The sequence below is a fragment of the Vreelandella lionensis genome (assembly GCF_002087295.1).
Lineage (GTDB): Bacteria > Pseudomonadota > Gammaproteobacteria > Pseudomonadales > Halomonadaceae > Vreelandella > Vreelandella lionensis.
In genome coordinates this window covers 43,919-68,548 of record NZ_MWVI01000050.1, presented here as the reverse complement: position 1 = coordinate 68,548, position 24,630 = coordinate 43,919, and the positions used below count along the sequence as shown (strand labels likewise).

Annotated in this window: 14 protein-coding genes and 11 pseudogenes; 16 read left to right on the top strand and 9 right to left on the bottom strand. The window is 56.5% G+C overall.

Annotated features, from left to right (window positions below):
- Positions 1 to 86 precede the first annotated feature (86 nt).
- Positions 87 to 941 (top strand): annotated as a pseudogene (locus B4967_RS06010) (universal stress protein).
- A 56-nt stretch (positions 942 to 997) separates the two neighbouring features.
- Here the strand turns inward: B4967_RS06010 and B4967_RS06005 are convergent.
- Positions 998 to 2,683 (bottom strand): annotated as a pseudogene (locus B4967_RS06005) (2-isopropylmalate synthase).
- A 199-nt stretch (positions 2,684 to 2,882) separates the two neighbouring features.
- On the opposite strand from B4967_RS06005, the gene B4967_RS06000 reads away from it, so the two are divergent.
- Both B4967_RS06000 and B4967_RS05995 read left to right on the top strand, forming a co-directional pair.
- A complete protein-coding gene (locus B4967_RS06000) occupies positions 2,883 to 3,359 on the top strand; it encodes an Lrp/AsnC family transcriptional regulator (RefSeq protein WP_083024191.1) in 477 nt (158 codons plus the stop codon).
- An 81-nt stretch (positions 3,360 to 3,440) separates the two neighbouring features.
- On the top strand, positions 3,441 to 3,800 hold the full coding sequence (locus B4967_RS05995; RefSeq protein WP_044630258.1) for a RidA family protein: 360 nt from the start codon (positions 3,441 to 3,443) through the stop codon (positions 3,798 to 3,800).
- A 13-nt stretch (positions 3,801 to 3,813) separates the two neighbouring features.
- On the opposite strand, the gene B4967_RS05990 is transcribed toward B4967_RS05995, so the two are convergent.
- The 4 genes and pseudogenes from B4967_RS05990 to B4967_RS05975 form a co-directional block, all read right to left on the bottom strand.
- Complete coding sequence (locus B4967_RS05990) at positions 3,814 to 4,677, bottom strand: MurR/RpiR family transcriptional regulator (RefSeq protein ID WP_062360972.1); 864 nt, start codon at positions 4,675 to 4,677, stop codon at positions 3,814 to 3,816.
- Complete coding sequence (locus tag B4967_RS05985; protein ID WP_083024190.1) at positions 4,667 to 6,436, bottom strand: GGDEF/EAL domain-containing response regulator; 1,770 nt, start codon at positions 6,434 to 6,436, stop codon at positions 4,667 to 4,669. Before B4967_RS05985 ends, B4967_RS05990 begins: the two co-directional genes overlap by 11 nt.
- Positions 6,433 to 9,064: pseudogene (locus B4967_RS21200) on the bottom strand (GAF domain-containing protein). The gene B4967_RS05985 and the pseudogene B4967_RS21200 overlap by 4 nt, the downstream one beginning before the upstream one ends.
- Before the next feature lie 72 nt (positions 9,065 to 9,136).
- A pseudogene (locus B4967_RS05975) lies at positions 9,137 to 10,490 on the bottom strand (aldehyde dehydrogenase family protein).
- Between the two features lie 170 nt (positions 10,491 to 10,660).
- On the opposite strand from B4967_RS05975, the pseudogene B4967_RS05970 reads away from it, so the two are divergent.
- The 13 genes and pseudogenes from B4967_RS05970 to lpxL all read left to right on the top strand — a co-directional run bounded on the left by B4967_RS05970 (position 10,661) and on the right by lpxL (position 21,292).
- A pseudogene (locus B4967_RS05970) lies at positions 10,661 to 11,810 on the top strand (GNAT family N-acetyltransferase).
- An 82-nt stretch (positions 11,811 to 11,892) separates the two neighbouring features.
- Positions 11,893 to 12,254, top strand: a pseudogene (ftsB, locus tag B4967_RS05965) (cell division protein FtsB).
- Entirely contained in the window at positions 12,251 to 12,961 is a 711-nt protein-coding gene (gene ispD / locus B4967_RS05960) for a 2-C-methyl-D-erythritol 4-phosphate cytidylyltransferase (protein ID WP_044630251.1), read from the top strand. The pseudogene ftsB and the gene ispD overlap by 4 nt, the downstream one beginning before the upstream one ends.
- Positions 12,961 to 13,448: pseudogene (gene ispF, locus B4967_RS05955) on the top strand (2-C-methyl-D-erythritol 2,4-cyclodiphosphate synthase). Before ispD ends, ispF begins: the two are co-directional and overlap by 1 nt.
- Positions 13,441 to 14,079, top strand: coding sequence for a tRNA pseudouridine(13) synthase TruD (truD, locus tag B4967_RS18890; RefSeq protein ID WP_279384661.1), 639 nt, complete (start codon positions 13,441 to 13,443; stop codon positions 14,077 to 14,079). The pseudogene ispF and the gene truD (B4967_RS18890) overlap by 8 nt, the downstream one beginning before the upstream one ends.
- Positions 13,991 to 14,482 carry a tRNA pseudouridine(13) synthase TruD gene (gene truD / locus B4967_RS18885; RefSeq protein ID WP_243470377.1) on the top strand — a complete coding sequence of 164 codons (492 nt, stop codon included), beginning with the start codon at positions 13,991 to 13,993 and terminating at the stop codon, positions 14,480 to 14,482. The genes truD (B4967_RS18890) and truD (B4967_RS18885) overlap by 89 nt, the downstream gene beginning before the upstream one ends.
- 21 nt (positions 14,483 to 14,503) lie before the next feature.
- Positions 14,504 to 15,250, top strand: coding sequence for a 5'/3'-nucleotidase SurE (surE, locus tag B4967_RS05945; protein ID WP_044630248.1), 747 nt, complete (start codon positions 14,504 to 14,506; stop codon positions 15,248 to 15,250).
- Positions 15,237 to 15,913, top strand: a pseudogene (locus B4967_RS05940) (protein-L-isoaspartate(D-aspartate) O-methyltransferase). Before surE ends, B4967_RS05940 begins: the two are co-directional and overlap by 14 nt.
- A pseudogene (locus B4967_RS05935) lies at positions 15,910 to 16,876 on the top strand (DUF368 domain-containing protein). Before B4967_RS05940 ends, B4967_RS05935 begins: the two co-directional pseudogenes overlap by 4 nt.
- A gap of 28 nt (positions 16,877 to 16,904) precedes the next feature.
- Entirely contained in the window at positions 16,905 to 17,957 is a 1,053-nt protein-coding gene (locus tag B4967_RS05930; protein ID WP_044630245.1) for a peptidoglycan DD-metalloendopeptidase family protein, read from the top strand.
- Between the two features lie 153 nt (positions 17,958 to 18,110).
- A pseudogene (gene rpoS, locus B4967_RS05925) lies at positions 18,111 to 19,084 on the top strand (RNA polymerase sigma factor RpoS).
- A 180-nt stretch (positions 19,085 to 19,264) separates the two neighbouring features.
- Positions 19,265 to 20,365 (top strand): alanine racemase, encoded by a 1,101-nt coding sequence (alr, locus tag B4967_RS05920; protein WP_044630244.1) that lies wholly within the window; start codon positions 19,265 to 19,267, stop codon positions 20,363 to 20,365.
- A 12-nt stretch (positions 20,366 to 20,377) separates the two neighbouring features.
- Positions 20,378 to 21,292: an LpxL/LpxP family Kdo(2)-lipid IV(A) lauroyl/palmitoleoyl acyltransferase gene (gene lpxL, locus B4967_RS05915; RefSeq protein WP_083024188.1), complete on the top strand. Its 915-nt coding sequence runs from the start codon at positions 20,378 to 20,380 to the stop codon at positions 21,290 to 21,292.
- A 78-nt stretch (positions 21,293 to 21,370) separates the two neighbouring features.
- Here the strand turns inward: lpxL and speD are convergent.
- From speD to B4967_RS05895, 4 genes and pseudogenes are all read right to left on the bottom strand, one after another.
- Positions 21,371 to 22,168: pseudogene (speD, locus tag B4967_RS05910) on the bottom strand (adenosylmethionine decarboxylase).
- 220 nt (positions 22,169 to 22,388) lie between these two features.
- Positions 22,389 to 22,808 carry an OsmC family protein gene (locus tag B4967_RS05905; protein ID WP_044629678.1) on the bottom strand — a complete coding sequence of 140 codons (420 nt, stop codon included), beginning with the start codon at positions 22,806 to 22,808 and terminating at the stop codon, positions 22,389 to 22,391.
- A 94-nt stretch (positions 22,809 to 22,902) separates the two neighbouring features.
- A complete protein-coding gene (murU, locus tag B4967_RS05900) occupies positions 22,903 to 23,565 on the bottom strand; it encodes an N-acetylmuramate alpha-1-phosphate uridylyltransferase MurU (protein ID WP_083024186.1) in 663 nt (220 codons plus the stop codon).
- Positions 23,562 to 24,572, bottom strand: a complete 1,011-nt coding sequence (locus B4967_RS05895; protein ID WP_083024184.1) for an aminoglycoside phosphotransferase family protein — start codon at positions 24,570 to 24,572, stop codon at positions 23,562 to 23,564. The genes murU and B4967_RS05895 overlap by 4 nt, the downstream gene beginning before the upstream one ends.
- Between the last annotated feature and the right edge of the window lie 58 nt (positions 24,573 to 24,630).

Sequence of the window (24,630 nt, the reverse complement as noted above, 5' to 3'; positions counted from 1 at the left end):
TGACGGTGTTGCTGTCCAACGTCTTCGTGTACAACAGAGTCAGAATAACGACAACGTTTGGTGCACCCTCTCAAGGAGAAGCCAGTATGTCTGATTACGTGTTAGCAGCCATTGATGGGTCCCACTATGCAGAAAGTGTGTGTGACTATGCGGTTTGGGCAGCCACGGCGCTTTCGGCACCGCTGCGTTTTCTTCACACCGTGGATAACCACACGCAGGTGGCGGAGCCTGACTTAACCGGCCATCTAGGCCTGGGCACGCGAGAACATCTTCTGGAACAGCTCTCGGATATTGAAGAGCAGCGCGGCAAGCTTGCTCGCCAGCAGGGGCGCTTGATGTTGGATGCCGCAAAAGCGCGGGTAGAAGCGGCTGGGTTTCAGAGCCGCCCTGTATGCAGCGCAATGGCACCCTGGTGGATACCTTGGCCGAGCATGAAAAAGAGATCCGCTTGCTAGTGCTAGGAAAGCGAGGGGAAACGGCCCACCAAGCCAGCGGCCACTTGGGCTCTAACCTTGAGCGCGTGGTACGTGAGCTTCACCGTCCCATCTTGATGGTGCCGAAGGCGTTTACGCTGCCCAAACGCGTGCTGATTGGCCTTCGATGGCAGCAAAACAGCGCGAAAAGGCGTTGAAATGCTGGCGAAAAGCCCCTTGTTTGATGACGCATCGTGCCATGTGGTGATTGTGGGCGCAGAGACTGCAGAGAATCACTCGCAGCTGCAGTGGGCTATGGATACCCTCCAGGCCGCAGGCCACCAAACCGAAGGCGCTATTCGCGCCGGTGAGGTGGAAGAGACGCTGCGCGCTTATAAGCAAGAAAAGGACATTGACCTGCTCGTGATGGGGGCTTACGGCCACTCGCGCATTCGCCATCTGCTGGTGGGCAGCACCACCACGGCAATGCTGCGTAACGCGCATTTACCGGTGTTGATACTGCGCTGAATTGCGGTTGACGCTAAACCCTGGCCGCCGCTACCCCTTAGCGGCGGCCAGGCGGCTTACGCGAGGCTGGTGGCGGCCTCTGGCTGAGTGGTGCGGGTTGGTTGCGCTGCGTTAATCCCCGATAGCACCGCTTTAAGCGAGGCGCTGACCGTGTCGCTATCTTCCGCCACGGCACAGATGCGCTGCCCATCAATATTAAGCTGCACGAAGGCAATGGCGTTGGCCTCGCTGTCGCCGCCTAGCGAGTGCTCGCTGTAATCGAGGATGGCCACATGGGTGCCGGTATGTTTCTTCCAGGCGTCGGTGAATGATGACATCGCGCCATTTCCCGTGCCGGATAAGCGCAGCGTTTCGGCACCCTGCCACAGCGTCATATCGATACCTTCCTGCTGCCCCTTCGAGAGCCGGTAGTCGGCCAGCGCTAGGGGGGCGTCATGGGAGAAGTTATCGAACATCACTTGGCGAATCATCTCGCTAGAGAGCTCGCTGTTACGTCGCTCGCTCTCTTTCTGTACGTAGGGGGCCAGCGCTAGCATCATCCAGCGGGGCAGGTTAATGCCGTAGTCGCGCTCTAGCAGGAAGGCCATGCCGCCCTTGCCCGACTGGCTGTTGACCCGAATAACGGCTTGGTAGTCCCGCCCAATATCATGAGGGTCGATCGGCAGGTAGGCCACTTGCCATGGCTCGTCGGGCTTCTGGTGTTTGAGCGATTTGCGAATCGCATCCTGGTGGCTGCCTGAGAAGGCGGTGTAGACCATTTCGCCTACCCAGGGGTGGCGGGGGTGCATCGTAATGCCGGTACATTCGTGAACCACTTGAATGATCTCGTCTGGATTGGAAAGATCCAGCTCGGGGTCAATCCCCTGGCTGTAGAGGTTCATCGCCAGCGTGACAATATCCATATTGCCGGTGCGTTCGCCGTTACCCAGCAAGGTGCCCTCTACCCGGTCGGCACCCGCTAACAGTGCAAGCTCAGCCGAGGCCACGGCACCGCCGCGGTCGTTATGGGTATGCACTGAAATAATCACGCTGTCGCGGCGGCTAATGTGCTGGCAGAAATACTCGATTTGGTCGGCGTGATGATGCGGGCCAGCCACTTCTACTGTGGTGGGCAGGTTAAGAATGCACTTGTTGTCTGGGGTGGGCTGCCAGACATCCATCACCGCTTCGCAAATAGCCAGTGAGAAGTCGATTTCCGTGCTGGAGAAGCTCTCCGGCGAGTACTGGAAGCGCCAATCAACGTCTGGATATTGCGCGGCATAGGTTTTCACCCAGGTCGCCCCTTGCACGGCGATATCGGTAATACCATCGCGGTCCATCTCGAACACCCGCTCTCGCTGAATGGTCGAGGTGGAGTTGTACCAGATGGATAATGGCGCGTTTAGCGCCCACCAGCGAAGCAAACGTTTTTTCGATCAGGTGTTCGCGGCACTGTACCAGCACGGCAATGGTGACGTCCTCAGGGATTTGGTCCTCTTCGATCAACCAGCGCACGAAGTCGTAATCCGGCTGGCTGGCGGAGGGGAAGCCCACCATGACTTCCTTAATGCCCACTTTAATAATCTGGTGCCAAAAGCGCTGCTTCTGCTCAACTGTCATGGGCTCCAGTAGGGCTTGGTTACCATCGCGTAGGTCTTCGCTTACCCAGATAGGAGCGTGGGTAAGCTCCCGGTCGGGCACTGGCGGTTAAAGGCGGGCACCCGCGGAGCAGGGCGATATTTGCGATGATCAAAAGCAGCCATGGTAAGTTTCCTGAAAACGTTGAGTTGTTTGGGGCGGCCGCTTGTGGCGTCAGCCGCTTTTAAGACGATCCTGCTTGTGACAGTCACACCAGTTTACTCAACTTGCCTTGAAAGGTTATTGCGAAAAAATGGCATTATTGAGAGTAAGTGGCAGAATGTATCAATATATGCTTTTTTATTGGTAGGAGCTGTCGGCTATATGTCGGTATCACCCTTGACGCTGGATCGTTTTGATCGGCGTATTCTGGATGTGCTGCAGGTGGAAGGGCGCATTAGTAACCAGGAGTTGGCCGAGCGTATTGGCCTTTCGCCATCGCCCTGCTTACGCCGGGTGCGGGCGCTGGAGGAGCATGGGCTGATTACCCAGTACCGTGCGGTGGTGGATGCGCGCCCGCTGGGGTTTCAGCTGATGGCATTGCTGCACATCTCGATGGACCAGCACACCCCTGAGCGGTTTGATAACTTCGAGCGACATATTCGCACTATCCCCAACGTGGTGGAGTGTTTGATCATTACCGGGCAAGCAGCGGATTTTCAGCTCAAAATTCTGGTGAAGGATATGGATGATTACCAGCACCTGCTGCTGCACGTCATCAACCGAATTGAAGGGGTTACCGGGGCCCATACGAGCTTCGTTTTGCGCCGCGTGTTTGAACATCGTCCCGTGCCCACCTAATGCGCGTTGGCTAACGAAGCATAGGCAGTGGCTTGGTGGCGGTTTACACTAGTTTTTTTCATCTTCTTAGGAGATTAATCTATGAGCATTCAGCGTCATGATACAAAAGCTCGTATGAGCCGCGCCGTGATTCACCAGGGCGTTGCCTATTTATGCGGTCAGGTGGCGGGTCCTGAGGCGCGCCATGGCGACATCAAAGCGCAAACTGAGAGCATGCTGGCGCGGGTAGATGCGCTGCTAAAAGAGATTGGCTCCAGCCGCGAGCAGCTGCTAAGTGCCACTATCTACCTGAAAGATGGTGGCGATTTCGCAGCGATGAACGAAGTATGGGATGCCTGGGTGCCAGATGGCTATGCACCGGCACGCACCTGCGTATGCGCGCCAATGCCTGCCGACGAGTTAAAAGTGGAAATTACCGTCACCACCGCTGTGGACGCGTAACCACTAGCGACGCTTATTTAGTGGGCTTTTCCGCTGGAAAGCGGGTATCGCGCAGGCTGTCTTTGATCTTTTTCAGGTGCGGCAGAAAATCTTCGCCGCGCCTAAGCGTTACCCCGGTGGCGAGCGCATCAATTAAGGTGAGCTGAATAACTCGTGAGGTCATCGGCATATAGTGGTCGGTGTCCTCTGGAGTGGCGACTTCAAGTGTGGCGGTGCACTCCTGTGAGAGCGGAGAGTTCGGTGCGGTAATGCCGAGTACGACGGCGCCTGCTTCCCTGGCCACTTTGGCGATATCCACCAGCTCCCTGGTACGTCCGGTATAAGAGATGATCACCACGACATCGCCGGTGTGGCAGGCGGCGGCTACCATGCGCTGCATCAGCACGTCTACATAGGCCATGACCGGCAGGTTAAAGCGGAAAAACTTATGCTGCGCGTCTTGCGCCACGGCACCTGACGCACCCAGCCCAAAAAAGTGAATCTGCTTGGCCTGCGTCAGATAATCCACCATCCGCTCGACGGCGGCCATATCCACTTCCCGCTGGGCTTCGTCCAGCGCGGCAATGGTGGCCCCAAAGATTTTATGGGTGTACTGCGTGGCAGTATCGCCGGGCTCAACGGCGCGGGTGACGTAGGGCGTGCCCCCCGCCAAGCTTTGGGCCAGTTTGATTTTAAAATCCGGGTAGCCTTTGGCGCCAAAGTTACGGCAGAAACGGTTAACGGTCGGCTCGCTGACACTAGCTGCCTGGGCAAGGCTTGCGATGCTCAGGCTGGTGGCCGCGGTGGGGTCTTCCAAAATTACGTTCGCGACTTTGCGCTCTGAGCGGTTCAACTCTTCTAAGCGTTCCCGTAAGCGGTCTAGCAGGTCATGCGCCATTAACAGACTCCGTGGCAGTGGTGAGGTGGGACGGGGGGGTCCAGTTAGAGCACCAGCGATAAAACTCATCGGCGGGCAACGGACGAGCATAGTAATACCCCTGTGCAGCTTCGCAACCAATAGAACGTAAGTAGTCTGCTTGAGCTGCGGTTTCGATGCCTTCAGCCACCACATTACAGCCTACTGCATGGGCTAACTGGGTGATGGTCAGAGCCAGTTGGCGATCCACCGTGTCTTTTTCCAAGTCCAGCACAAAGGCGCGGTCAATCTTTAGGGTTGAAAAAGGTAGTGTCTTTACATAAGCCAGCGAGGAGTGCCCGGTACCAAAATCATCGATGGCAACAGCAATCTTTGCTTCGGTCAATTGAGCTAACTGGATGCGCGCGTTGTGCATATCGCTGAGCAGGCCGGATTCGGTGACCTCTAAAGCAAAAAAGCGCTCAGGAATGTTGTGCTTAGCTAAGCGTGTTAGTAGGTTTTGAGCAAAATCCTTACGTGCCAGCTGGCGGGCCGCCACGTTAACCGCAATATGGAAGCGGTCATTAAGAAGCCCTTGCTGGCGCCACTGCACAATATAGCGCATGGCCTCTTCTAGCACCCACTCACCAATGGAGAGAATATCACCGCTTGCCTCGGCAAGGGGGATGAAATCTGCAGGTGACACATGACCAAGTTCTGGATGGTACCAGCGGAGCAGGGCTTCCGCGCCGATGACTTGCTGGGTGGCGAGCGATAGCTTGGGCTGAAACGCCAGTGACATTTCCCCCCGTTGGGTTGCCCCGCGAACCGCCTGTTGCAGGTGTAGGCGATGACGCTGCTGGGTTTCCAGAGTTTCGTTGTAGTTTTGGATACGTAAAGAGCCGTTTTGGGGCAGGGCTAGGGCGGCCATGTGCACAAGTCGCTCGGTTTCAAAATGGCCATGGGACCAGCTAATACCCATGCGGGCGTTGAGCGGTAGCAGTAAATCGCCCAGCGTCTGGTCATGGTCGAAACAGCTTAGTAGACGAGAGGCTAACTGCCGTAGCTCGGTAAGCTCAGCACTTTGGGTGATCACCAGTAGCTCGCTGCCGCCCCAGAGCCCTAATGTACATTTAGGGGATAATTGGGCGTTTAAGCGGTGGCTGATATGCATCATTAACTGGTCTGCAATACCGTAGCCAGGGAGTCGAACCGCATCGTCCAAGTGATCCAAAGCAATAAACAGCAGCCCAGTGCCGTGCCCTCGTTGAGCGGCTTCTTGCAATAGCTGTGACAGTGCCCGCCGGTTGGGTAGCTGTGTGATGGGGTCGGTGCGTGACTGGTGATCAAGCTCTTCTGTCCGCTTGGCAACCATTTGCTCCAGGGTTTCTGCTTGTTTATCGCGAACCTGGTAGCGATGCTCGACATCAAGCGTATTACGAATGCGTTGTAGCACTTCATCGTGCTTAAACGGTTTGGTAAGGAAGTCACGAATGCCCATTTTAAGCGCCCGGTGGCGGGTGTCGTCGTCAATTTGGGCGGTCAGTACAATGACAGGGGGCGTCTGGTCTGCAAAATGTTCCTGCAGCTGCTCCATCACCGCGTAGCCATCTATATGAGGCATACGGATATCGAGCAAAATCAAATCGGGCAACTGCTGCTGACAGTAGGCAAGTACGTGACGTGGGTCGCTTAGCCCATGCACATTGTCAAAACCATGGTCGTCTAATAGGTCGAGAAGCAGCTCAATATTCACGCTGTTGTCGTCAACAACAAGCAGGTGTTTATTCATAAATATCATGGAGCCTTCCTTGGTGCGTCTGTTGCCGGTGCAGCGGAAAAATAGGTGCTGAGCGTTGCCGATAGCTTGTCGATATCGATAGGTTTGGTCAGGTAATCAGCAAAACCAGCGGCTAAGCCGTGGGTTAAATCACGTTCCATCGCATTGGCAGAGAGCGCAACTACATTAATATGCTTCAGTTGCGTATCGTTTTGTATGGCAGCGAGGGCTTGGTAGCCGTTCATCCCCGGCAGGTGGATATCCATAAGTACAAGATCAGGCGGTGAGTGACGCATAATCTCAAGCCCGAGTTCAGCACTATTAACGGTTTGAAGGTCCACGTGGGGGAAGTCATCAATAATGTCTTCCATCAGGCGTTGGTTGGTGGGGTTATCCTCAATATAAAGCAGCCGATAATCGCGCTGAGCTTTTTCCGCATCGGGCAAGGTGCGTGTTGCGGTCTGTTCTGTTAGTGGGGCAACGTTGGCAACAGGGAGCGTAAACCAGAAAGTAGATCCTTTGCCCGGCTGGCTGTCCACGCCAATACACCCCGACATGCGCTCAACCAGTTCTCGAGTGATTGCTAGCCCAATACCCGTGCCTTCGATGGTACCGTACTCAGCGTCTAGGCGATTAAACGGCTCAAAGAGTTCCTCTTGCCGCTCGGGGGCAATACCCGGTCCTGTGTCACTAATGCTGCAGCGTAGTTCAGAATCTTGCTGCGTTACCCCAATGGTAATGGTGCCGTGCTCGCGGTTGTACTTGATGGCATTAGATAACAGGTTGAGCAGTATCTGTTTCGTGCGGGTGTAGTCAGCAGAAACAGACCAGGTACTGTTTATTGGGTAGCGAATTAACTGAATGCCAGTGGCATTCATATTAGCTTCTAACGTGTTGCAAGCATCTTCAATGACGCCTTCGATAGAGATCGGCTCTATGGAGAGGGTCATATGCCCAGCTTCAATTTTCGCTAGATCAAGCACTTCGTTAATTAAGCTCAACAAGTGTTGGCCGCTCTTCTCAATTTGGCCGACCTGGCGCTGTTGCTTCTCGCTAAGAGGGTCGCGTCGCCCTTTACTGAGTAACTGGGCAAAACCAATGATGGCATTTAGCGGGGTACGTAGCTCGTGGCTCATGGAAGAGAGGAATTCACTCTTCGCCTTATTCGCTTTCTCTGCCTGATCCCGTGCGGCCGCTAAGTCTTTGGTGACTTGTTCGCGCTCGGCCATTTGGCGATAGAGATTAATCAGTAGGGCGCAGGTGTCGGTAAACGGCTGTAGCCAGTCCAGCAGCGCTTGGCTAAGAGGCTGCTGGCTGTTGGCAATAGCGAACATGCCAAATCAGCTGGTCGCCGTTGAAAATAGGCGCGCCCAAATAGTTATTGATCCGTGGGTGGCCCGGTGGGAAACCGCCACGCTTGGCATGGCTATACACATCATCGGTAATCACCACGTTGCCATAGGCATAAACCTGCCCTAGTAAGGAGTTAGGGTTGGTAAGCATCATATCGCCACTGCGCAGCTTCTCCATCAGCTCGCGGGACTCTTTGTTCCACGAGAGATCGGTAATGGCGTGTATTTTCAGGGCGTTGGTGGTCTCAGTTGGTAGTACTTCACCAATCAGCGCGTAGTCGCTGTCGGTTAGCTCACGCAGTGCTTCCATCAGAAAGGTCCAAAGCCGCTCGCCGGACATTAGTGCCTGGTAGTCGGTAATGCCCTGATGAAGCACTTGTAATAAGCGGCGTTCCCGGTTTACGCGATGTTTTGCTTTATTAATATCTGAAAGGTCAGTGAGTATCGCCAGAAACTCAACAAATTCCTGACGGTCATTGTGGATGGCATTTACTACCAAGTGTACGGGAATCTGATGCCCTTGCTTGTGGCGCACCACGGTTTCGCGTCCGTTTCCAACGCTCTGTTCATTAGCATCAGAAGAGAAGTAGCGGCTAATTAAATAATTGTATTTCTCCGCGGTCTCTGGGAAGGCGAGCATTCCCACATTGTTGCCGACAACTTCTTCAGCTTGGTAGCCCAATAAGTTGAGTGCAAATGGATTAATGGCGATGACATTTCCCGCCCGATCGACGCGTAGTTTACCTGTCGCACTTTTGGTAAAGAGTGCTTCAAGCTGTTTTGCCGTACGTGAAAGCCGCTCCTTAAGCCCATGTTGGCGGAGCAATTCATCTACCTGCTTGGCTAAATTGTGCAGGATGCGATGATCACGCTCAGTAAAGGTGCGTGGTTGTTCACCAATTAAGCACAGCGTACCAACGGGTAACTGGTCATCGCTGGGGCAAAGCGGGTGGCCTGCATAAAAACGGATATGAGGCTGCTCTAATACCAATGGGTTATCAGCGAAGCGCGGGTCGTTTTTGGTATCTTCAATGACTAAGGGGCGATTAGCTGCTACGGCATGAGCACAAAATGAGATATCACGGTTGGTTTCATAGGCCTCAAGCCCGCTGTGAGCTTTAAACCATTGGCGCTCTTTATCAACCAACGATACTAAAGCAATCGGCACATCAAACAGTTCGCAGGCCAGCTCAGTGATGCGATCAAAGGCTGTGTCGGCAGGTGTATCGAGAACATTGAGTGCATGCAAGGCCGTCAGGCGCTGTGTTTCATGATTAGGTAGGTCGGCGGCTTGCATAATGTTTACTAAACGTAGTGGCCTGTAACTATAAGGCGTATTCAGTGAATATCGGACATTAGCTTAATAGCTTTAGTCAAGCCCGAGTAATTTCAGCAACCAACGTCGATAAGGGGGGCTTAACCACCGGCTGGTGGGGCGCTGGGATTGATAAAAGACGCCGCGCAAATGGCTAAAACGTTCAAAACCGTGACGGCCGGGTAAGCCCCCATGCCGCTTTCACCAACGCCTCCAAAGGGCAAAGAGGAAAAGGCGTGGTGCAGCAGCGTCTCATTAAACACCAGCGCACCAGAGCGGGTGGTATGACGAAGGGATTCCTGGAGCGCCTTGTTACGGGTGAACGCGTAGAGAACGAGTGGGTGAGGGCGAGCATTAATAAAACGAATGGCGTCGTCCATTTGCTTAACGCTAATAAGCGGCAGGATGCGGCCAAAAATCTCCTCCTGCATTAGCGCTAAACCCTGGTGCGGGTCGATGACGAGCGCGGGGGAATGGGTGCCTTGGTCAATTACACGGCAGCCGTGGTCGCGTGCTTCATCCAATAGCTGCTTGATGCGCGCTTGGTGGACATCGCCCACATAGCCGGTGGCCTCTGTTGCGTTTGGCGGGGATGTTGGATGGCTCGCTCTAAAGCGTGAGTAAGGGCGTCAAGGTGGCGGCTCTCAACCAGTACATAGTCCGGCGCTCTGCAGGATTGTCCCCCATTCATGACTTTGCCAAAGATAATCGCGGCGGCCGCCTGTTCTAAATCAGCGTCACCCGCGACAAGCGCAGGTGATTTGCCACCCAGCTCCAGCGTGACGGGGGTGAGGTGGGTTGCCGCGGCAGCGGCTACTTGGCGGCCCGTTGCGCGTGAGCCGGTAAAGAGCAAGTGATCAAACGGCAGCGCGCTAAATGCTGTGGCGATATCAGCGCCACCTTCCACCACGCCAAACTCTTCGTCGGTGAAGTATTGAGGCACCAGTTTGGCCAATAGAGCGCTGGTATGTGGCGCCTGCTCACTGGGCTTTACCAGTACCGTATTACCTGCGGCGAACGCATCTACCACCGGCATCAAAGCAAGATGCCAAGGGTAGTTCCAGGAGGACATCACTCCCACAATGCCAAGGGGCTGAGGGGCAACGTGAGCACGAGCGGGCCACATTTTCCAAGGTACGCCTGCTCGGCGAGGGCGCATCCAGTGCCATAAGTGGCGGCGTGCATGGCGAATTGCTTGCAGCACAGCGCTAATTTCAACAAGGTGTATTTCTACGTCGCTACGCTGGCCAAAGTCGGTTTGGATTGCTCGCACGATCTCTTGCTGATGGCGCTTCGTCATTTTGGCTAAGCGGGCCAAACGTTCTCGGCGCACCCCTAACGTTGGAAATGGCGCTTGGCCAGCCGTATGACGCTGAGAATTAAACATACTCGTCAGGTCGCGCTTCATAGCCTCTCCTTGGAATCATCCGTTATTGACAGTGCTGGTTTCATTGCGCGTGGGTGCAGTGTTTATCGGTCCAAAAGACGTAAGCAAAACAAGGTGGTTGGTACGCTGTCATGGCCTTGATGGTACAGTAAACGATTCACAACCTATGCCAGTGTGCCATGGGAGATGTTATGCGTTCACACTCGCTGTCCCTTACCATTCTACCTGCGATTGATACCGTTGCGGCAAGCCAGTGGGATGCGCTGGTGAGTGAAGAGCAGCCCTTTTTACGCCATGCCTTTTTGGCTGCACTTGAAGCGAGCGGTTCGGTGAGTGCAGCTACTGGCTGGGTGCCTTGCCATTTATGCGTTTGGCAAGATTCCCGATTGGTCGGGGCGCTGCCCATGTACCGCAAGGACCACTCCTATGGCGAATATGTGTTTGATTGGGGGTGGGCGGAGGCGCTGGAGCGGGCAGGTGGCGACTACTACCCCAAAGGGCTAAGCGCTATTCCTTTTACGCCCGCGCCTGGCCCCCGAGCACTGATAGCCGCGAATACCGATACTGCCGCTGTCCGTGAGCAGTTAGCCATCGGTTGGAAACAGCAGTGCGATGAGGTGGGGCTTTCCAGTTGGCACTTGCTGTTTGCCGAGGAGCCAGAGGTCGAGGCGTGGCAGCGCCAGTGTCCTGAGCTAATTGCGCGAGAAGGGGTACAGTTTCAGTGGCGAGACCGAGGTGTCGGCGATTTTGACGGCTTTTTAGCTAGTCTGACCTCAAAGCGTCGCAAAATGATAAAGCGTGAGCGGCGGTTAGTCGCTGATCAGGGCCTTACGCTGCATCGTCTGGAAGGTGCTGCGATTAGTGATGTCGATATGGCGCACTTCTATCGCTGCTACACCATTACATATCATGAGCGTGGCCGACCACCCTATCTTAATCACGTCTTCTTTGAACGCTTACGGCCAAGTAATGCCCGAGGCGCTGATGTTGGTGCAGGTGCGTTTGGAGGGCAGGCCCGTGGCCGCTGCGCTCTATTTTCGCGGTGCACACACTCTTTATGGACGCTACTGGGGCAGTGAAATCATCGCGGACTGCCTGCATTTCGAAGCCTGCTACTACCAAGGTATCGACTACTGCCTAGCCAAGGGGCTAACCCTATTTGACCCTGGCACCCAGGGCGAGCATAAACTGGTAAGGGGCTTTGCACCGCAGCGGGTTCGCTCGCTGCACTATGTGGCCCATCCAGGGCTTGCCGCAGGGGTCGCGCAGTTTTGCCAAGAAGAGGCTGCCCATATCATGGCCTATCGCCGTGCCGCCGAAGATGCCTTACCGTTTAAATAATTCCCACAGCGCTGCGGCTCGCTGCCTATCGCCCTTAATGGCATAATGCGCGCCGTTCTCGCTTTCACAAAGGATCTCTGTGATGCACAAATGGCTTGTGGTGATACTGCTTGCCGCTCTGGATTGCTGCAGTACCAGCTGTGGCTGGGAAACGGCGGCTGGCAAGACCTCCAGGAGGTAGAGCAACGCGTTGCCGTGCAGGAAGCCGATAACGTGCCAATGCGTGAGCGCAATGCAAGGCTCGCAGCGGAAGTCACTGACTTAAAAACGGGACTCGATGCCATTGAAGAGCGCGCCCGTAGCGATATGGGAATGGTGCGCACCGATGAACAATTTTATTGGGTGCCCGGTGTTGCCATCAAAAACGAGCTAGTGGGAATCAATGCGGGGCTGGTTTCCCTGCCTGGAGCTATACCACCGAGCAGTGAAGGCGCCGCAGAATGAGTAACACACTATGGCTCGTCGTTCCTGCAGCGGGGCAGGGCAGACGTATGGGGGCCGATAAGCCTAAACAGTATTTGACGTTGAACAATCAGCCCATTCTGGCCCACACCTTGGCAAGGCTTCACGCCGCTTTTCCGCAGGCGCGGTTGGTACTTTGCCTAGACAGCGACGACCGCTGGTTCGACCCCACCTGGGTGCCTTTTGCGCAGTGGCAGCGTGTGTCAGGCGGTGCTGAGCGTATGCATAGCGTATTAAACGCTTTGCAAGCGATGACCGCCGAGGGCTCAGACCTCGTGATGGTGCACGATGTCGCGCGTCCGTGCATTACTCGTGATGATCTCCACGCGCTCTATCAAGCAGCGCAGACACACTCAGGCGGTGCGCTTCTGGCAATGCCGGTGGCGGATACCATGAAGCGCGATAACGGTGACCAGCTCAGCCAAATTACCGAACCGCGGGATGGCCTATGGCACGCGCTGACGCCACAGAGTTTCCGTTACTCGCTGCTACGCCATGCGCTTGAGCAGGCTCAGCAAACCGGCACGGTGGTCACTGATGAAGCCTCGGCGGTAGAAGCGCTGGGCGAGGCGCCACGGCTAGTGAGCGGACGCCGAGATAATCTAAAAGTGACCCACCCTGACGACTTAGCCCTGGCGGCTGCCATTCTGGCCGCCCAGTCGGCAACCGCCAGCAACAGGAGTACCTAATGAGAATTGGCCACGGTTTTGACGTGCACCGCTTTGGGCCAGGTGACCATTTAATGATTGGCGGCGTTAAGCTGCCGTTTGACCACGGTTTTGTGGCCCACTCTGATGGCGACGTACTGCTCCACGCGATCAGCGATGCGCTACTGGGTGCCTGGCGCTGGGGGATATCGGCCGTCACTTCCCGGATACCGACCCCGCCTGGGCTGGTGCTGACAGCCGTGGCCTGCTGCGCCATGTGGTAACCCTGGTGCGTAGCGAGGGGTATCGCGTGGTGAATCTGGATGCAACGTTAATGGCCCAGGCGCCCAAAATGGCTCCCCATATTGACGCTATGCGCGCCGTCATCGCTGAAGATTTAGGAATTAGTCTTGGCCAGGTAAACGTCAAAGCCACCACTACTGAGCGCCTTGGCTTCACCGGGCGCGGTGAAGGCATTGCCGCAGAGGCGGTGGTACTGCTGACGGCCCCAGAGGCGCTGAGTGCTTAACCTACCCCCATGGCATCGTAGCCTAACGCCCGCTTTCGGCGTGCCCGCGCCAGGGCAGTACCGTGCTCAGCCGGAAGACTTTATCGTCGATGAGCAGCTTGATTTTACTCCGGAAGCTCATGGTGAACACCTGTGGCTGCGGCTTGAAAAGCGTAACCAAACCACGTTAGATATGGTGAAACAGCTAAGCCGACTGTGTGGCGTCACGCCTAGAGATATTGGCTATTCCGGCATGAAAGATCGGGTCGCGGTGGCTCGCCAATGGTTAAGCGTCCATTTGCCAGGGCGCGATGCCCCGGCGGATTTGTCGGCTTCTTTGGCAGCGCTGGGGGTTACGGTACTTGAGCAGGCGCGCCACCCACGTAAGCTAAAGCGGGGCGTGCATCGCACTAACCACTTTACGCTACGCCTGAGCGGTGAGGCGGTTCAGTCGGCCGGATTTTTGCCACGCCTGGGAAACACTCTGCGCTCAGGGCGTGCCCAACTATTTCGGCCATCAGCGCTTTGGCACAGGGGCGCGCAACTTACAGCGTGCCGCCGCCGTGCTGGCGAAAGGCTGGCGCAAGCGCGACGACCGGCAGGGCATGATGCTCTCCACTGCGCGCAGCTTTCTGTTCAACGAGCTGCTTAGCGTGCGGCTGAAGGATGGTAACTGGTGCCAGCCCATCGCTGGCGATGCTCTCATGCTTGATGGCACCCAAAGTGTGTTTGGCATTGAGGCGGTGGAGGAGAGTTTGGTGGAGCGCGCCGTTGCGCTAGACGTTCACCCAACCGGCGTGCTGTGGGGCGTTGGCCGCTCGGCTGAAGGAGATGCTGGGGCTTATGAAGCGCAGCTCGCCGCTCAGCACCCTGCACTGTGTGAAGGGCTTGAAAAAAGCGGCGTCAAGCGCGGGCAGCGTGCGCTACGCGCCCGGCTTATTGCACCGCAAATAACCTTCGAAGCAGACGCCGTGCTACTCTCGTTTGCCCTGCCGCGAGGCAGCTTTGCCACGGCGGTCATTGGCGAGTTAATTCATCATCCCGACATGGCTTAACGCTGAGGTGAGGAGATTCTGATGCGGCGACTGCTGCTTGCCAACGATGACGGTGTTCATGCCCCCGGCCTTAGAGCACTTTACGAGGCACTAACACCCCACGCTAACCTACGCGTGGTTGCCCCTGACCGTGACCGTAGCGGGGCCAGTAATTCGCTGACGCTATCTCGTCCGCTTGTGCTGACGGCGTTAGACAACGGCTTTTATAGTGTGGACGGCACTCCGGCCGACTGCGTCTATTTAGGCGTGAATGGGGTGTGGGATGAGCGTCCTGATTTGGTCATTTCAGGGATTAACCACGGCAGTAACCTCGGTGATGACGTGCTTTATTCAGGCACGGTCGCCGCCGCGATGGAGGGGCGTAATCTAGGTATGACGGCGATTGCCATGTCGCTATGCGGCACCCAGCACTTTGCCACGGCAGCCAAGTTTGCTGCCAGCTTGATCGGCGCGGCCGACCAGCTCTCGCTGCCGCCGCGCACGCTGCTGAACGTGAACGTGCCGGACGTTCCCTGGGAAGCGATCAAGGGCGTCAAGGTCACGCGTCTCGGCTATCGCGGGCCCGCAGAAAAACCGGTGCCCGTCAAAGACCCCCGGGGGCGTACGCGCTACTGGATCGCGCCTGTGGCGGCGAATGCGGATGACGGAGAGGATACTGACTTTGCCGCCGTCGATGCAGGCTATGTATCGATTACGCCACTGCAAACTGATTTAACGCGCCACCCGGCGCGTCGTGATGTGCAGGATTGGTTGGATGCCTTTGCCTGAGCTATCCCCTAGGGAGCTGCGCGGGCGGGGCATGACCTCTCAGCGCACTCGAGATCGTATGATCGAGCGCCTGGTCCAGCAAGGCGTGAGCGACCCGCGCGTACTGGACGTCATGGCCAGCGAGCCTCGCCATCTGTTCGTCGACGAAGCGCTGGCCCATCGCGCTTATGAAGACACCGCACTGCCCATTGGCTTCGGCCAAACGCTTTCCCAGCCGCTAACCGTCGCGCGCATGACCGAGCTGGTACTTCGCACGTCGCCCCAGCGCGTGCTGGAAGTGGGGACTGGTTCAGGTTATCAAACGCTGATTTTGTCGCGCCTAGTAGAAACGCTTTACTCCGTGGAGCGAATCTATACGCTGCACGAGCGAGCAGAGAGCGGCTATGGCGGCTAGGTGCCCCAGCGACATTAGCTGTGGCCGACGGCAGCGAAGGCTGGCCGGAAGCTGCGCCCTTTGACGTTATTTTGCTCACGGCCTGCGCGCAAACGCTGCCGGAAGTATTACTTGAACAGCTGAGTTATGACGGTGTGCTTATTGCACCGCTGGAAGAGTCAGATGGCAGCCAGTGGCTTACCCAAATTAAGCGTATTGGCTCTGCCTTTGAAAAACGCAGGCTTGAACCCGTGCGTTTTGTACCCCTATTGCAAGGAGTGGTGGATTGAAGCGTCGACCCATAGGACTGGTTTTAAACGGCGCTGGGATGGGCGCTGCCGATGCAGTACCTGGCGTATCGGGAGGCACGATTGCCTTTATTACCGGTATTTATGAAGAGTTAATCAACACTATTAAACATTTTGGCCCTACCGCCTTTGGCGCTTGGCGTCGCGGGGGCTGGGTGGGATTAAGTCGGCACCTGAACTTGGCGTTTCTAATACCGCTACTGCTGGGTGTTGCGGTCAGTTTGGTGAGTGTGGCTCACTTAGCGCTGTGGCTAATGGAGGCGCAACCGCTGCTGTTGGAGGGGTTCTTTTTCGGGCTTGTAGCGGCCTCGGCACTGGTGGTTGGGCAGGCTGGAGAACGATGGAAAATTTGGTACTTGCTGCCGCTGCTCATTGGCCTGATGCTTGCCGAATGGTTGCCGAGCCTAATGCCGCTGGTACTCATGGTGGGTAACGAGTCGCTGGTCGTCATCCTGGCGGGTTCCATTGCGATCAGTGCCATGTTGCTGCCCGGCGTATCCGGCAGCTTTTTATTGCTCACCGATGGGGCTCTACGGCACCATCATGGGGGCTATTCGCAGCTTCGATCTTGGCATTATCATGCTGTTTGGAGTGGGGTGCATCATCGGGTTGGCGCTCTCTTCACGACTGCTTTCGTGGCTATTGCGGCGCTACCATGGCGCGACACTACAGCTATTGTTGGGCTTTATTGTTGGCTCGCTACCGGTTCTCTGGCCCTGGCGTGAGCTGTTACGCTACCAGCTAGGTCCCGATGGGCAAATGATTCCGCTGGATTATCGCTATCTATTACCCAGCGATTACGCCGTGCTGACAGGGGCGTCGGCACAGGTAACTGGCGTGATAACGTTGATGGTCGTCGGTGCGCTACTCGTCGTAGCGCTCAACCGTCGTGCGGCCACTCATGCCCAGCATCACTCGACAGATAATCGTTCCATTGATCGTTAGCACGGCGTTGAACAGGAGTAGGGTTTCCATGCGTAAGGTTTTTATGATGACGGTGCTTGCACTGGCGGTGAGTGGCTGTGCCAGTCAGCAGTCCAACACCCCGCAGGTGCGCGATTTGAGCGACGCACGCCGTGCGGTGGAAAACTCACCACAGTACACCGTTAAAGCAGGCGATACTCTCTATGGCATCGCGTGGCAGCACAATCTGGACTATCGCCAGCTCGCCGCCATCAACAATATCGATGCGCCTTACCAAATTTATCCTGGTCAAACCATCGCTTTGCGTGAAGGCGCGGGAGGTATGTCGACTTCGTCTGGCGGCAACGCGTCACCCGCTTCGACCAGCGGTGCCGTTGCTACGGGGCTGCAACCACAAGCCACTGCCGTGGCAAGCAATGACCAGGAGCTCGACTGGCTGCTGCCGGACGAGAGTGCCATCGAGCGCAACCAGCGCCTAACCGCCGAGCGGGCTGAGCGCACGGCTGTGGAAGCATCCCAGCAGGTAGCTGCCGCTGCTAATGCCCCGGTTGAATCCACTAATCAACAGCCGCCAGCCCAGCCCGCGCAGGAGCCAGCGCCCACGCCTGAACCGACCCCAGAACCGGAACCTGCCACTGAGCCGGAACCTGCCGCTGAGCCGGAACCTGCCGCTCAGCCCACTCAAACCGTCCGCACCGATCGCTCGTCGCGTACCTTTACGCCTGCCGAAAACATCGATTGGCAATGGCCAACCGATGGTCAGGTCATCGGTGAGTTTGGGCAGGGAGGCAGCATTACAGCAGGGATTGATATCGCTGGGCAAAAGGGGCAACCTATTCGTGCAGCAGGCCCTGGTATTGTGGTCTATGCCGGTAGCGGTGTACGTGGCTACGGTAACCTAATACTACTGAAACATAACGATCAGTTTCTCAGCGCGTATGCACATAATGATAGTTTAAGCGTCAAAGAGAATGATGTCGTCGAGGCTGGTGAAGTCATCGCCACGATGGGCGATAGCGATGCAGATGCCGTCAAACTGCATTTTGAGGTGCGCCGCGATGGTCAGCCGCAAAATCCGTTGGACTATCTGCCATCGCGCTAGTCATTACCTAGCAGGTGTAACGTGTCAAGCCTGCTAGGGCAACCCGCATAGCTGAATTAGAGCGTCATATAACAATAAGGTGTATGCGCACAGGGAGTGCGACCACCCTTACTTTTCTAAATGGCGGTTAGGCGAGACAACGGGGGTATGACCATGAGTATGCTGGAGAAGGACCTACAGGAGATTGATCTGGATGAGGTTGAAGAGGCGTTAGATGACGCTGACGACGACGCCCGGCAGAGGAGGAGGCGTTTGAAAAAGCGCTGGGCCGTGAAGACCGTCAATCGACTCAAAGCTTGGATGCGACACAGATCTACCTTAACGAAATTGGCTTTTCTCCGCTGCTGACGCCGGAAGAAGAAGTGTACTATGGCCGCCTAGCGCGTAAAGGCGATGCGCTTGGCCGCTCAAGGATGATTGAGTCTAACCTGCGTCTAGTGGTCAAGATTGCCAGACGCTACCTGAACCGAGGCTTAACGCTGCTCGATTTAATCGAGGAAGGTAATCTTGGTTTGATTCGGGCGGTGGAGAAGTTTGACCCCGAACGGGGCTTCCGCTTCTCTACTTACGCCACGTGGTGGATTCGCCAAACGATAGAGCGTGCGCTGATGAACCAGACGCGTACTATTCGTCTGCCGATTCACGTGGTGAAAGAGCTCAACATTTATCTGCGTGCTGCCCGTGAGCTGACTCAAAAGCTGGATCACGAAGCTACCGCCGAAGAGATCGCTGAGCATCTTGATAAACCGGTCGAGACAGTTAAGAAAATGCTGGGGCTTAACGAGCGGGTGTCGTCGGTGGATTCTCCCATGGGCGGCGACAGCGATAAGCCGCTGATTGATACGCTCACCGACGATGAGGTGCTGGGGCCGGAAGCGTGTTTGGTGGATGGCGACGTGCGCGAACACGTAGACCACTGGCTGGATGAGCTAAGCGAAAAACAGCGCGAAGTCGTGGTACGCCGTTTCGGTTTACGCGGTCACGAGGCAGCAACGCTGGAAGAAGTGGGTGCCGAGATTGGCCTAACGCGGGAGCGCGTTCGACAAATTCAGGTAGAAGCGTTAAAGAAGCTGCGCCGCTCCCTGGAAAAACAGGGGCTTTCCCTCGACGCGATTTTCGAGAGTTAATTCCGGGTCGAGAGTTAAACCAGCTGCTTCCGACAAGCCCAACGGAAGTATTAAATAGCGCACCGAGTTATCTGCTCGGTGCGCTGTTTTTAGGGCGAACCATTTTCATTCATACATTACTGAGTGACTCCGCTCAGTCCGGCAAGTACGCCGGTCAGTGACCTAGTAAGTGAGAGAGCCATGCGCCCGTTAGTGGCCCATATTGATTTGGACGCGCTGCGTCACAACTATCAACTGGCGTGCCGCTGCGCCCCACAAAGTCGCTCAGTTGCCGTCATTAAAGCCGATGCCTACGGCCACGGTGCACTGGCTTGTGCCCGTGCCTTAGAAACGGACGTTCCGGCATTTGCAGTGGCCTGCATCGAAGAGGCGCTGAGCCTGCGCGAAGGAGGCATCAAAGCGCCCATTGTGCTGTTAGAGGGTATTTTCAGTGCCGATGAGCTGGCGCTGGTCGATCAGCACCGTTTATGGATCAGTGTGCACAGTGCGTGGCAGGTCGAAGCGCTGCTGGCGTATTCGCCACGGCAGCCTATTCCAGTTTGGTTAAAGGTGGATTCGGGGATGCACCGTTTGGGGTTCTCGCCGGAGGAGGCGACCAGTGTTTGGCAGCGTTTGGTGGATGCGCCGCAGGTAACGGCGCTGCATCTGATGAGCCACTTTGCCACCGCCGATGCGAAAGATCCTAGCTACTTCAACCGCCAGATGAATACGCTAAAAGCGCTGGCTGCCAAGCTGAAGGCACCGCTGTGTCTGGCCAACTCCCCGGCGACGCTGGCATGGCCTGCCGCACATGGTGACTGGAATCGCCCCGGCGTGATGCTCTATGGCAGCGACCCGCTGGAAGTGCCCAACGAGATCACCCAGCAGCTACGCCCGGTGATGACATTACGCTCAGAAATTATTGCGTTGCGCGAGTTGGCGGAGGGGGAGCAGGTGGGCTATAGCGGCCGCTGGAAGGCCAAGAGACCCTCTAAAATTGCCGTAGTCGCCGCAGGCTATGGCGATGGCTATGACCGCCACGCGGTCGATGGTACACCGGTACTGGTCAACGGCCAGCGCTGCCCCATTGCCGGTAAGGTCTCGATGGATATGCTGACGGTGGACGTTACCGACGTGCCTGATGCCGCGATTGGCAGTGAAGTGGTGCTCTGGGGCACTGCTAGCAATGGCAGTGTGCTGCCGGTGGACGAGGTGGCCCGCTACTGCGATACCATCAGCTATACGCTGCTGACCGGTGTGCTTCCCAGGGCTCCTCGGCGCTATCATGGGGCTCACGTTTAAACGGTTATCTGTATGTCAAAAGCGTCTTATCCGCGCTCCTTTGCGCACCCTCGCTACTGGCCGACATGGCTGGCGATTGGCCTAATGTATGTGGCCGCGTGGCTCCCCTGGCGGTTGAAGCTCTGGGTAGGTAAAGCGATTGGCCTGCTGGCGTGGCGCTTCGTGAAGCGCCGTCGGCACATCACCGCCACGAACATCGCGCTCTGCTTTCCAGAAAAAAGCGCCGACGAGCAGCGCCAACTGGTCAAAGAGACATTCATTGCCAACGGGATCGGTTTGGTTGAAACCGCAACTGGCTGGTGTCGTGATGCCGAAGGGCTGCGTCATCGAGTGGCCTATCACGGCCAAGAGCACCTTGCACGCGCTAAAGCCCAGGGCAAAGGCGTGCTGGTGGTGGGTATCCACTTTTCGACGCTGGACTTAGGCGGGGCGTTGCACTCGCTGTTCTTCCCGGCAGATGTGGTTTACCGCCCCCATAACAACCCGCTGTTCGAGCGATTCATGACCCGAGCACGTTCACGCATCTTTGGCCAAGCCATTGATCGCCATGACCTGCGCGGCGTGGTGCGCCGCATCAAAGCGGGGCACATCGTGTGGTACTCACCGGATCAGGATTTCGGCCGCGATGTGAGCGTCTTTGCGTCGCTATTTGGTCAGCAAGCGGCGACGATTCGTCTTACGGCCAAAATTGCCCGCATGACGGGCGCCCCTGTGGTGCCGCTAATGTTCCACCGTAATCCGGATAATCGCACCTACACCATTGAGTGTTTGCCCGCCTTTGAAGATTTCCCTAGCGGCGATGAACTGGCCGATGCTACGCGGGTAAATGCCTTCATCGAGCGGGCGATTCGCAAGCACCCCGAGCAGTACCTATGGCTGCATCGACGCTTTAAAACCCGTCCTGAGGGCGAGGCAGGTTTTTACTAGCCGTATCAACAAAGCGCATAAAAAAAGCTGCCCGCGGGCAGCTTTTCGGTGGCTTCATAGCTTGCTTAAGGCAACGCCTTAATCGAGATTACGGGAGTAGAATATCTCCAGCATCTCTTTACGTAGGCGGCTTTCGATATCCCGCGCTTCTTCAAAGGTGATGTCGCGGCGAGAGGTGCCGAACAGGTAGTTATCCAGAGTTCGAAGTCTTTCAGCAGCATCTTGGTGTGGAACATGTTCTCTTGATACACGTTCACGTCGATCATCTGATAGGCCTGCTTGGTGTCTTCCGCCAAGTAGTCCTGGATCGAGGTGATGTCGTGGTCAATAAACAGCTTTTTGCCATCCACATCCCGCGTAAAGCCGCGCACGCGGTAATCCATGGTCACGATATCGGAATCAAAACTATGGATCAGGTAGTTCAGCGCTTTCAGCGGGCTGATATGCCCACAGGTCGAGACATCGATATCCAGACGGAAGGTGCTGATGCCGTTGTCAGGGTGTGACTCCGGGTAGCTGTTGTACCGTCACATGGCTCTTATCCAGGTGGGCCACCACGGTTTCCGGTAGCGGGCCTGGGCCTGGTTCGGTTTGTCCAGGTGTTGGCTCATCCAGCTCGTGTTCGGCGATCAGGATGGTCACGCTTGCGCCGTGGGGCTCGTAATCTTGACGCGAAATATTCAGCACATGAGCGCCGATAATATTGGTCACGTCCTTGAGAATCTGCGTCAAACGTTCGGCGTTGTAAAGCTCATCGATATAATCGATATAAGCCGCACGCTGCTCTTCGGTTTTGGCGTAACAGATGTCGTAAATATTGAAGCTCAACGAGCTTGTCAGGTTGTTGAACCCGTGGAGTCGGAGATTATCTGACACTTCCGAACCTCCCTATGGCAGATGAAGACACCCCGACGATCCAGCGCCGGAACCGATAAACACTTGTCACCGTGCTGACGCAGCCGCCATTCATCGAGCGGCCCCGCACTACCGCAGTAGGGGGAGAAACAAGCGGGCGTATTATGCCCGCCCGAGGCGAGGGTTGCATCCGGCCAGACGATTTTTTTTGAACCTGAGTGAAGGTGTCGCGGCGTGGGGGTCAAGCTTCGACAATCTCGAAGGAGTGAGTAATCTCGACGCCGCCGTTGACGAGCATGATCGAGGCGCTGCAATACTTCTCCGCGGACAGCTCTACCGCCCGTTGTACCTGCTTTTCTTTCAGGCTGCGGCCTGTAACGACAAAGTGGACGTGAATCTTGGTAAACACAGAGGGCACTTCGTCGGCGCGCTCGGCGTCCAGCTCGGCAACGCAGTCGGTGACATCTGCGCGGGCCTTATCAAGAATGTTCAAGATATCAAAGGCGGTGCAACTGCCCATGCCCATCAACAGCATTTCCATCGGCCGAGGGCCGGTGTTGCGACCACCGTGATCGGGTGGGCCATCAATCACAACGCTGTGTCCGCTACCGGATTCCGCCACAAACTGGCGGCCATCGGTCCATTTTACCCGTGCTTTCACGTTGCTCTCCTCATCTTGGCGACGAAAGGTAAGTCGCGCAGCATAACATTTCTAGAAGGCAACGCACGGCTTCATCGTGCGCTGCCAGCTGGTATCAGGCTGATTGAAGGTGCCTATCAAGCTCGGCCAGTCGTTCAGGCGTGCCCACATCGACCCAGTGGCCCGCAAAGTGCTCGCCGCTAACGCGGTGCTCTGCCATGACCCGTTTCAGTAGTGGGGCCAGGGCGAAGGCACCGGCAGGTTCAAAGGCGACCAGTTCAGGGCGTATCAAACTGATGCCTGCAAAGGTGAAGCGAGCCTCCCCGTGTGGTGAAACGCGCCCCTGGCGAAGTGAAAAATCGCCTTCAGGGTGATGGGCGGGGTTATCCACCAATACCAGATGCGCCAAATCACCTGCTGCCAGCGTGGAAGCACTCGGTAGGTAGTCCCACCACACATCACCATTGACCAGTAAGAACGGCGCATCGCCCAGCAGCGGTAGTGCCTGTTGAATACCACCGCCGGTCTCAAGCGGGCTAGCCTCCTGGCTCCAGTGAATGCGCATTTGGTAGGCCGAGCCATCGCCCAGTGCAGAGATAATTTGCTCAGCACGGTAGCTCACGTTAATGACCACTTCATTAATGCCAGCACGCTTTAAACGCTCCAAGTGGTGCACGATCAGCGGTTTGCCCGCCACGGGCAGCAATGGTTTAGGGCAGTGGTCGGTGAGCGGGCGCATCCGTTTGCCCAGGCCTGCCGCCAAAATCATCGCTTTCATGGCGCGCCCTCTTCCAGGCGCTGCATGATCGCCGGGCGCAGCACGCCCGTTACCCAGTCGGTAAACTCGCGGTGTTGGGGTAGGGCCGCTAGGCTATCTTCCAGGTGCGCCAAAAAGTGGGGCAGGCGGGCTAAATAGCCTTCTTTGCTGTCGCGCAGCGTCAACCGACAAAAGATGCCCAGCACTTTCAGCGAGCGCTGTGCGGCCATGGCGTGGCACTGCGCTAAAAAAGTTTCCTCGCTGACCGAGCGGGTCAAACGACCTTCTTGCCGCGCCTGCTGATAGAAAGCGCCGACGAAGGAGGCAAACTGGTCAGCGCTAAAACGGCAGTAGCGGCCCCGCAGTAGCGAAATAACGTCGTAGCTGAGCGGGCCTGCCACGGCGTCCTGGAAGTCGATCATGTAAAGCGTTTGATCGTGCAGCATCAGGTTCATGGCATCGAAATCGCGGTGGACGCTCACCACCGGCTGCGCTAATGCATGCTCTATCAATTTATCGCGTACTGCCTCCCAGCTATCGGGAACTGATAGCGACAGCCAGCGCCCCAGGCACCACTCGGGAAATAGGTCCAGCTCCCGGCCAAGCAGGGCGGCATCGTAATCAGGCAGGGCGGCCGGGTTAGTGCGGTTTTGCAACTGGGCAATCACAGCAAGTGCGTCTAGATGGCTCTGCTCCGTGCGGGCCGGGTCGGTAAAGGTAGCCTGCAGTGGTGTGTCACCCAAGTCATCAAGCAGCAAAAAACCAGCGTCTAAGTCGCTGGCGTGAATGTAAGGCACAGGCAGCCCGGCGGCGTGCCAGCGCTGGCCGATAGCCACAAACGGCGCCGAGTCCTCCTGTGCCGGAGGTGCATCCATTACGATTTGGGTGTTGCCATCCGGTAGCGTTAGTCGAAAATAGCGCCTAAAACTGGCGTCACCGCCCGCAGTAGAGAGGCGAATGGTGGCGCTATCAAGGCCGTGGTGTTGCGCCGCCCACTGAGTGAGGGCGTCAATCCGAGAAGAGGACATGCAAGCTCCTTGCTGGTCGGGCATCATGCGGGCTGTATAATACCGATTCTGGATGCCA

What these genes read in the sequence shown, in the direction of transcription:
- ispD (WP_044630251.1), top strand. Translation starts at nt 12,251, where the DNA reads ATGAGTAACACACTATGGCTCGTCGTTCCTGCAGCGGGGCAGGGCAGA.
- B4967_RS05930 (WP_044630245.1), top strand. Translation starts at nt 16,905, where the DNA reads ATGCGTAAGGTTTTTATGATGACGGTGCTTGCACTGGCGGTGAGTGGC.
- murU (WP_083024186.1), bottom strand. Translation starts at nt 23,565, where the DNA reads ATGAAAGCGATGATTTTGGCGGCAGGCCTGGGCAAACGGATGCGCCCG.
- B4967_RS05995 (WP_044630258.1), top strand. Translation starts at nt 3,441, where the DNA reads ATGAGCATTCAGCGTCATGATACAAAAGCTCGTATGAGCCGCGCCGTG.
- B4967_RS05895 (WP_083024184.1), bottom strand. Translation starts at nt 24,572, where the DNA reads ATGTCCTCTTCTCGGATTGACGCCCTCACTCAGTGGGCGGCGCAACAC.
- surE (WP_044630248.1), top strand. Translation starts at nt 14,504, where the DNA reads ATGCGGCGACTGCTGCTTGCCAACGATGACGGTGTTCATGCCCCCGGC.
- B4967_RS05985 (WP_083024190.1), bottom strand. Translation starts at nt 6,436, where the DNA reads ATGATATTTATGAATAAACACCTGCTTGTTGTTGACGACAACAGCGTG.
- B4967_RS05990 (WP_062360972.1), bottom strand. Translation starts at nt 4,677, where the DNA reads ATGGCGCATGACCTGCTAGACCGCTTACGGGAACGCTTAGAAGAGTTG.
- lpxL (WP_083024188.1), top strand. Translation starts at nt 20,378, where the DNA reads ATGTCAAAAGCGTCTTATCCGCGCTCCTTTGCGCACCCTCGCTACTGG.
- alr (WP_044630244.1), top strand. Translation starts at nt 19,265, where the DNA reads ATGCGCCCGTTAGTGGCCCATATTGATTTGGACGCGCTGCGTCACAAC.
- B4967_RS06000 (WP_083024191.1), top strand. Translation starts at nt 2,883, where the DNA reads ATGTCGGTATCACCCTTGACGCTGGATCGTTTTGATCGGCGTATTCTG.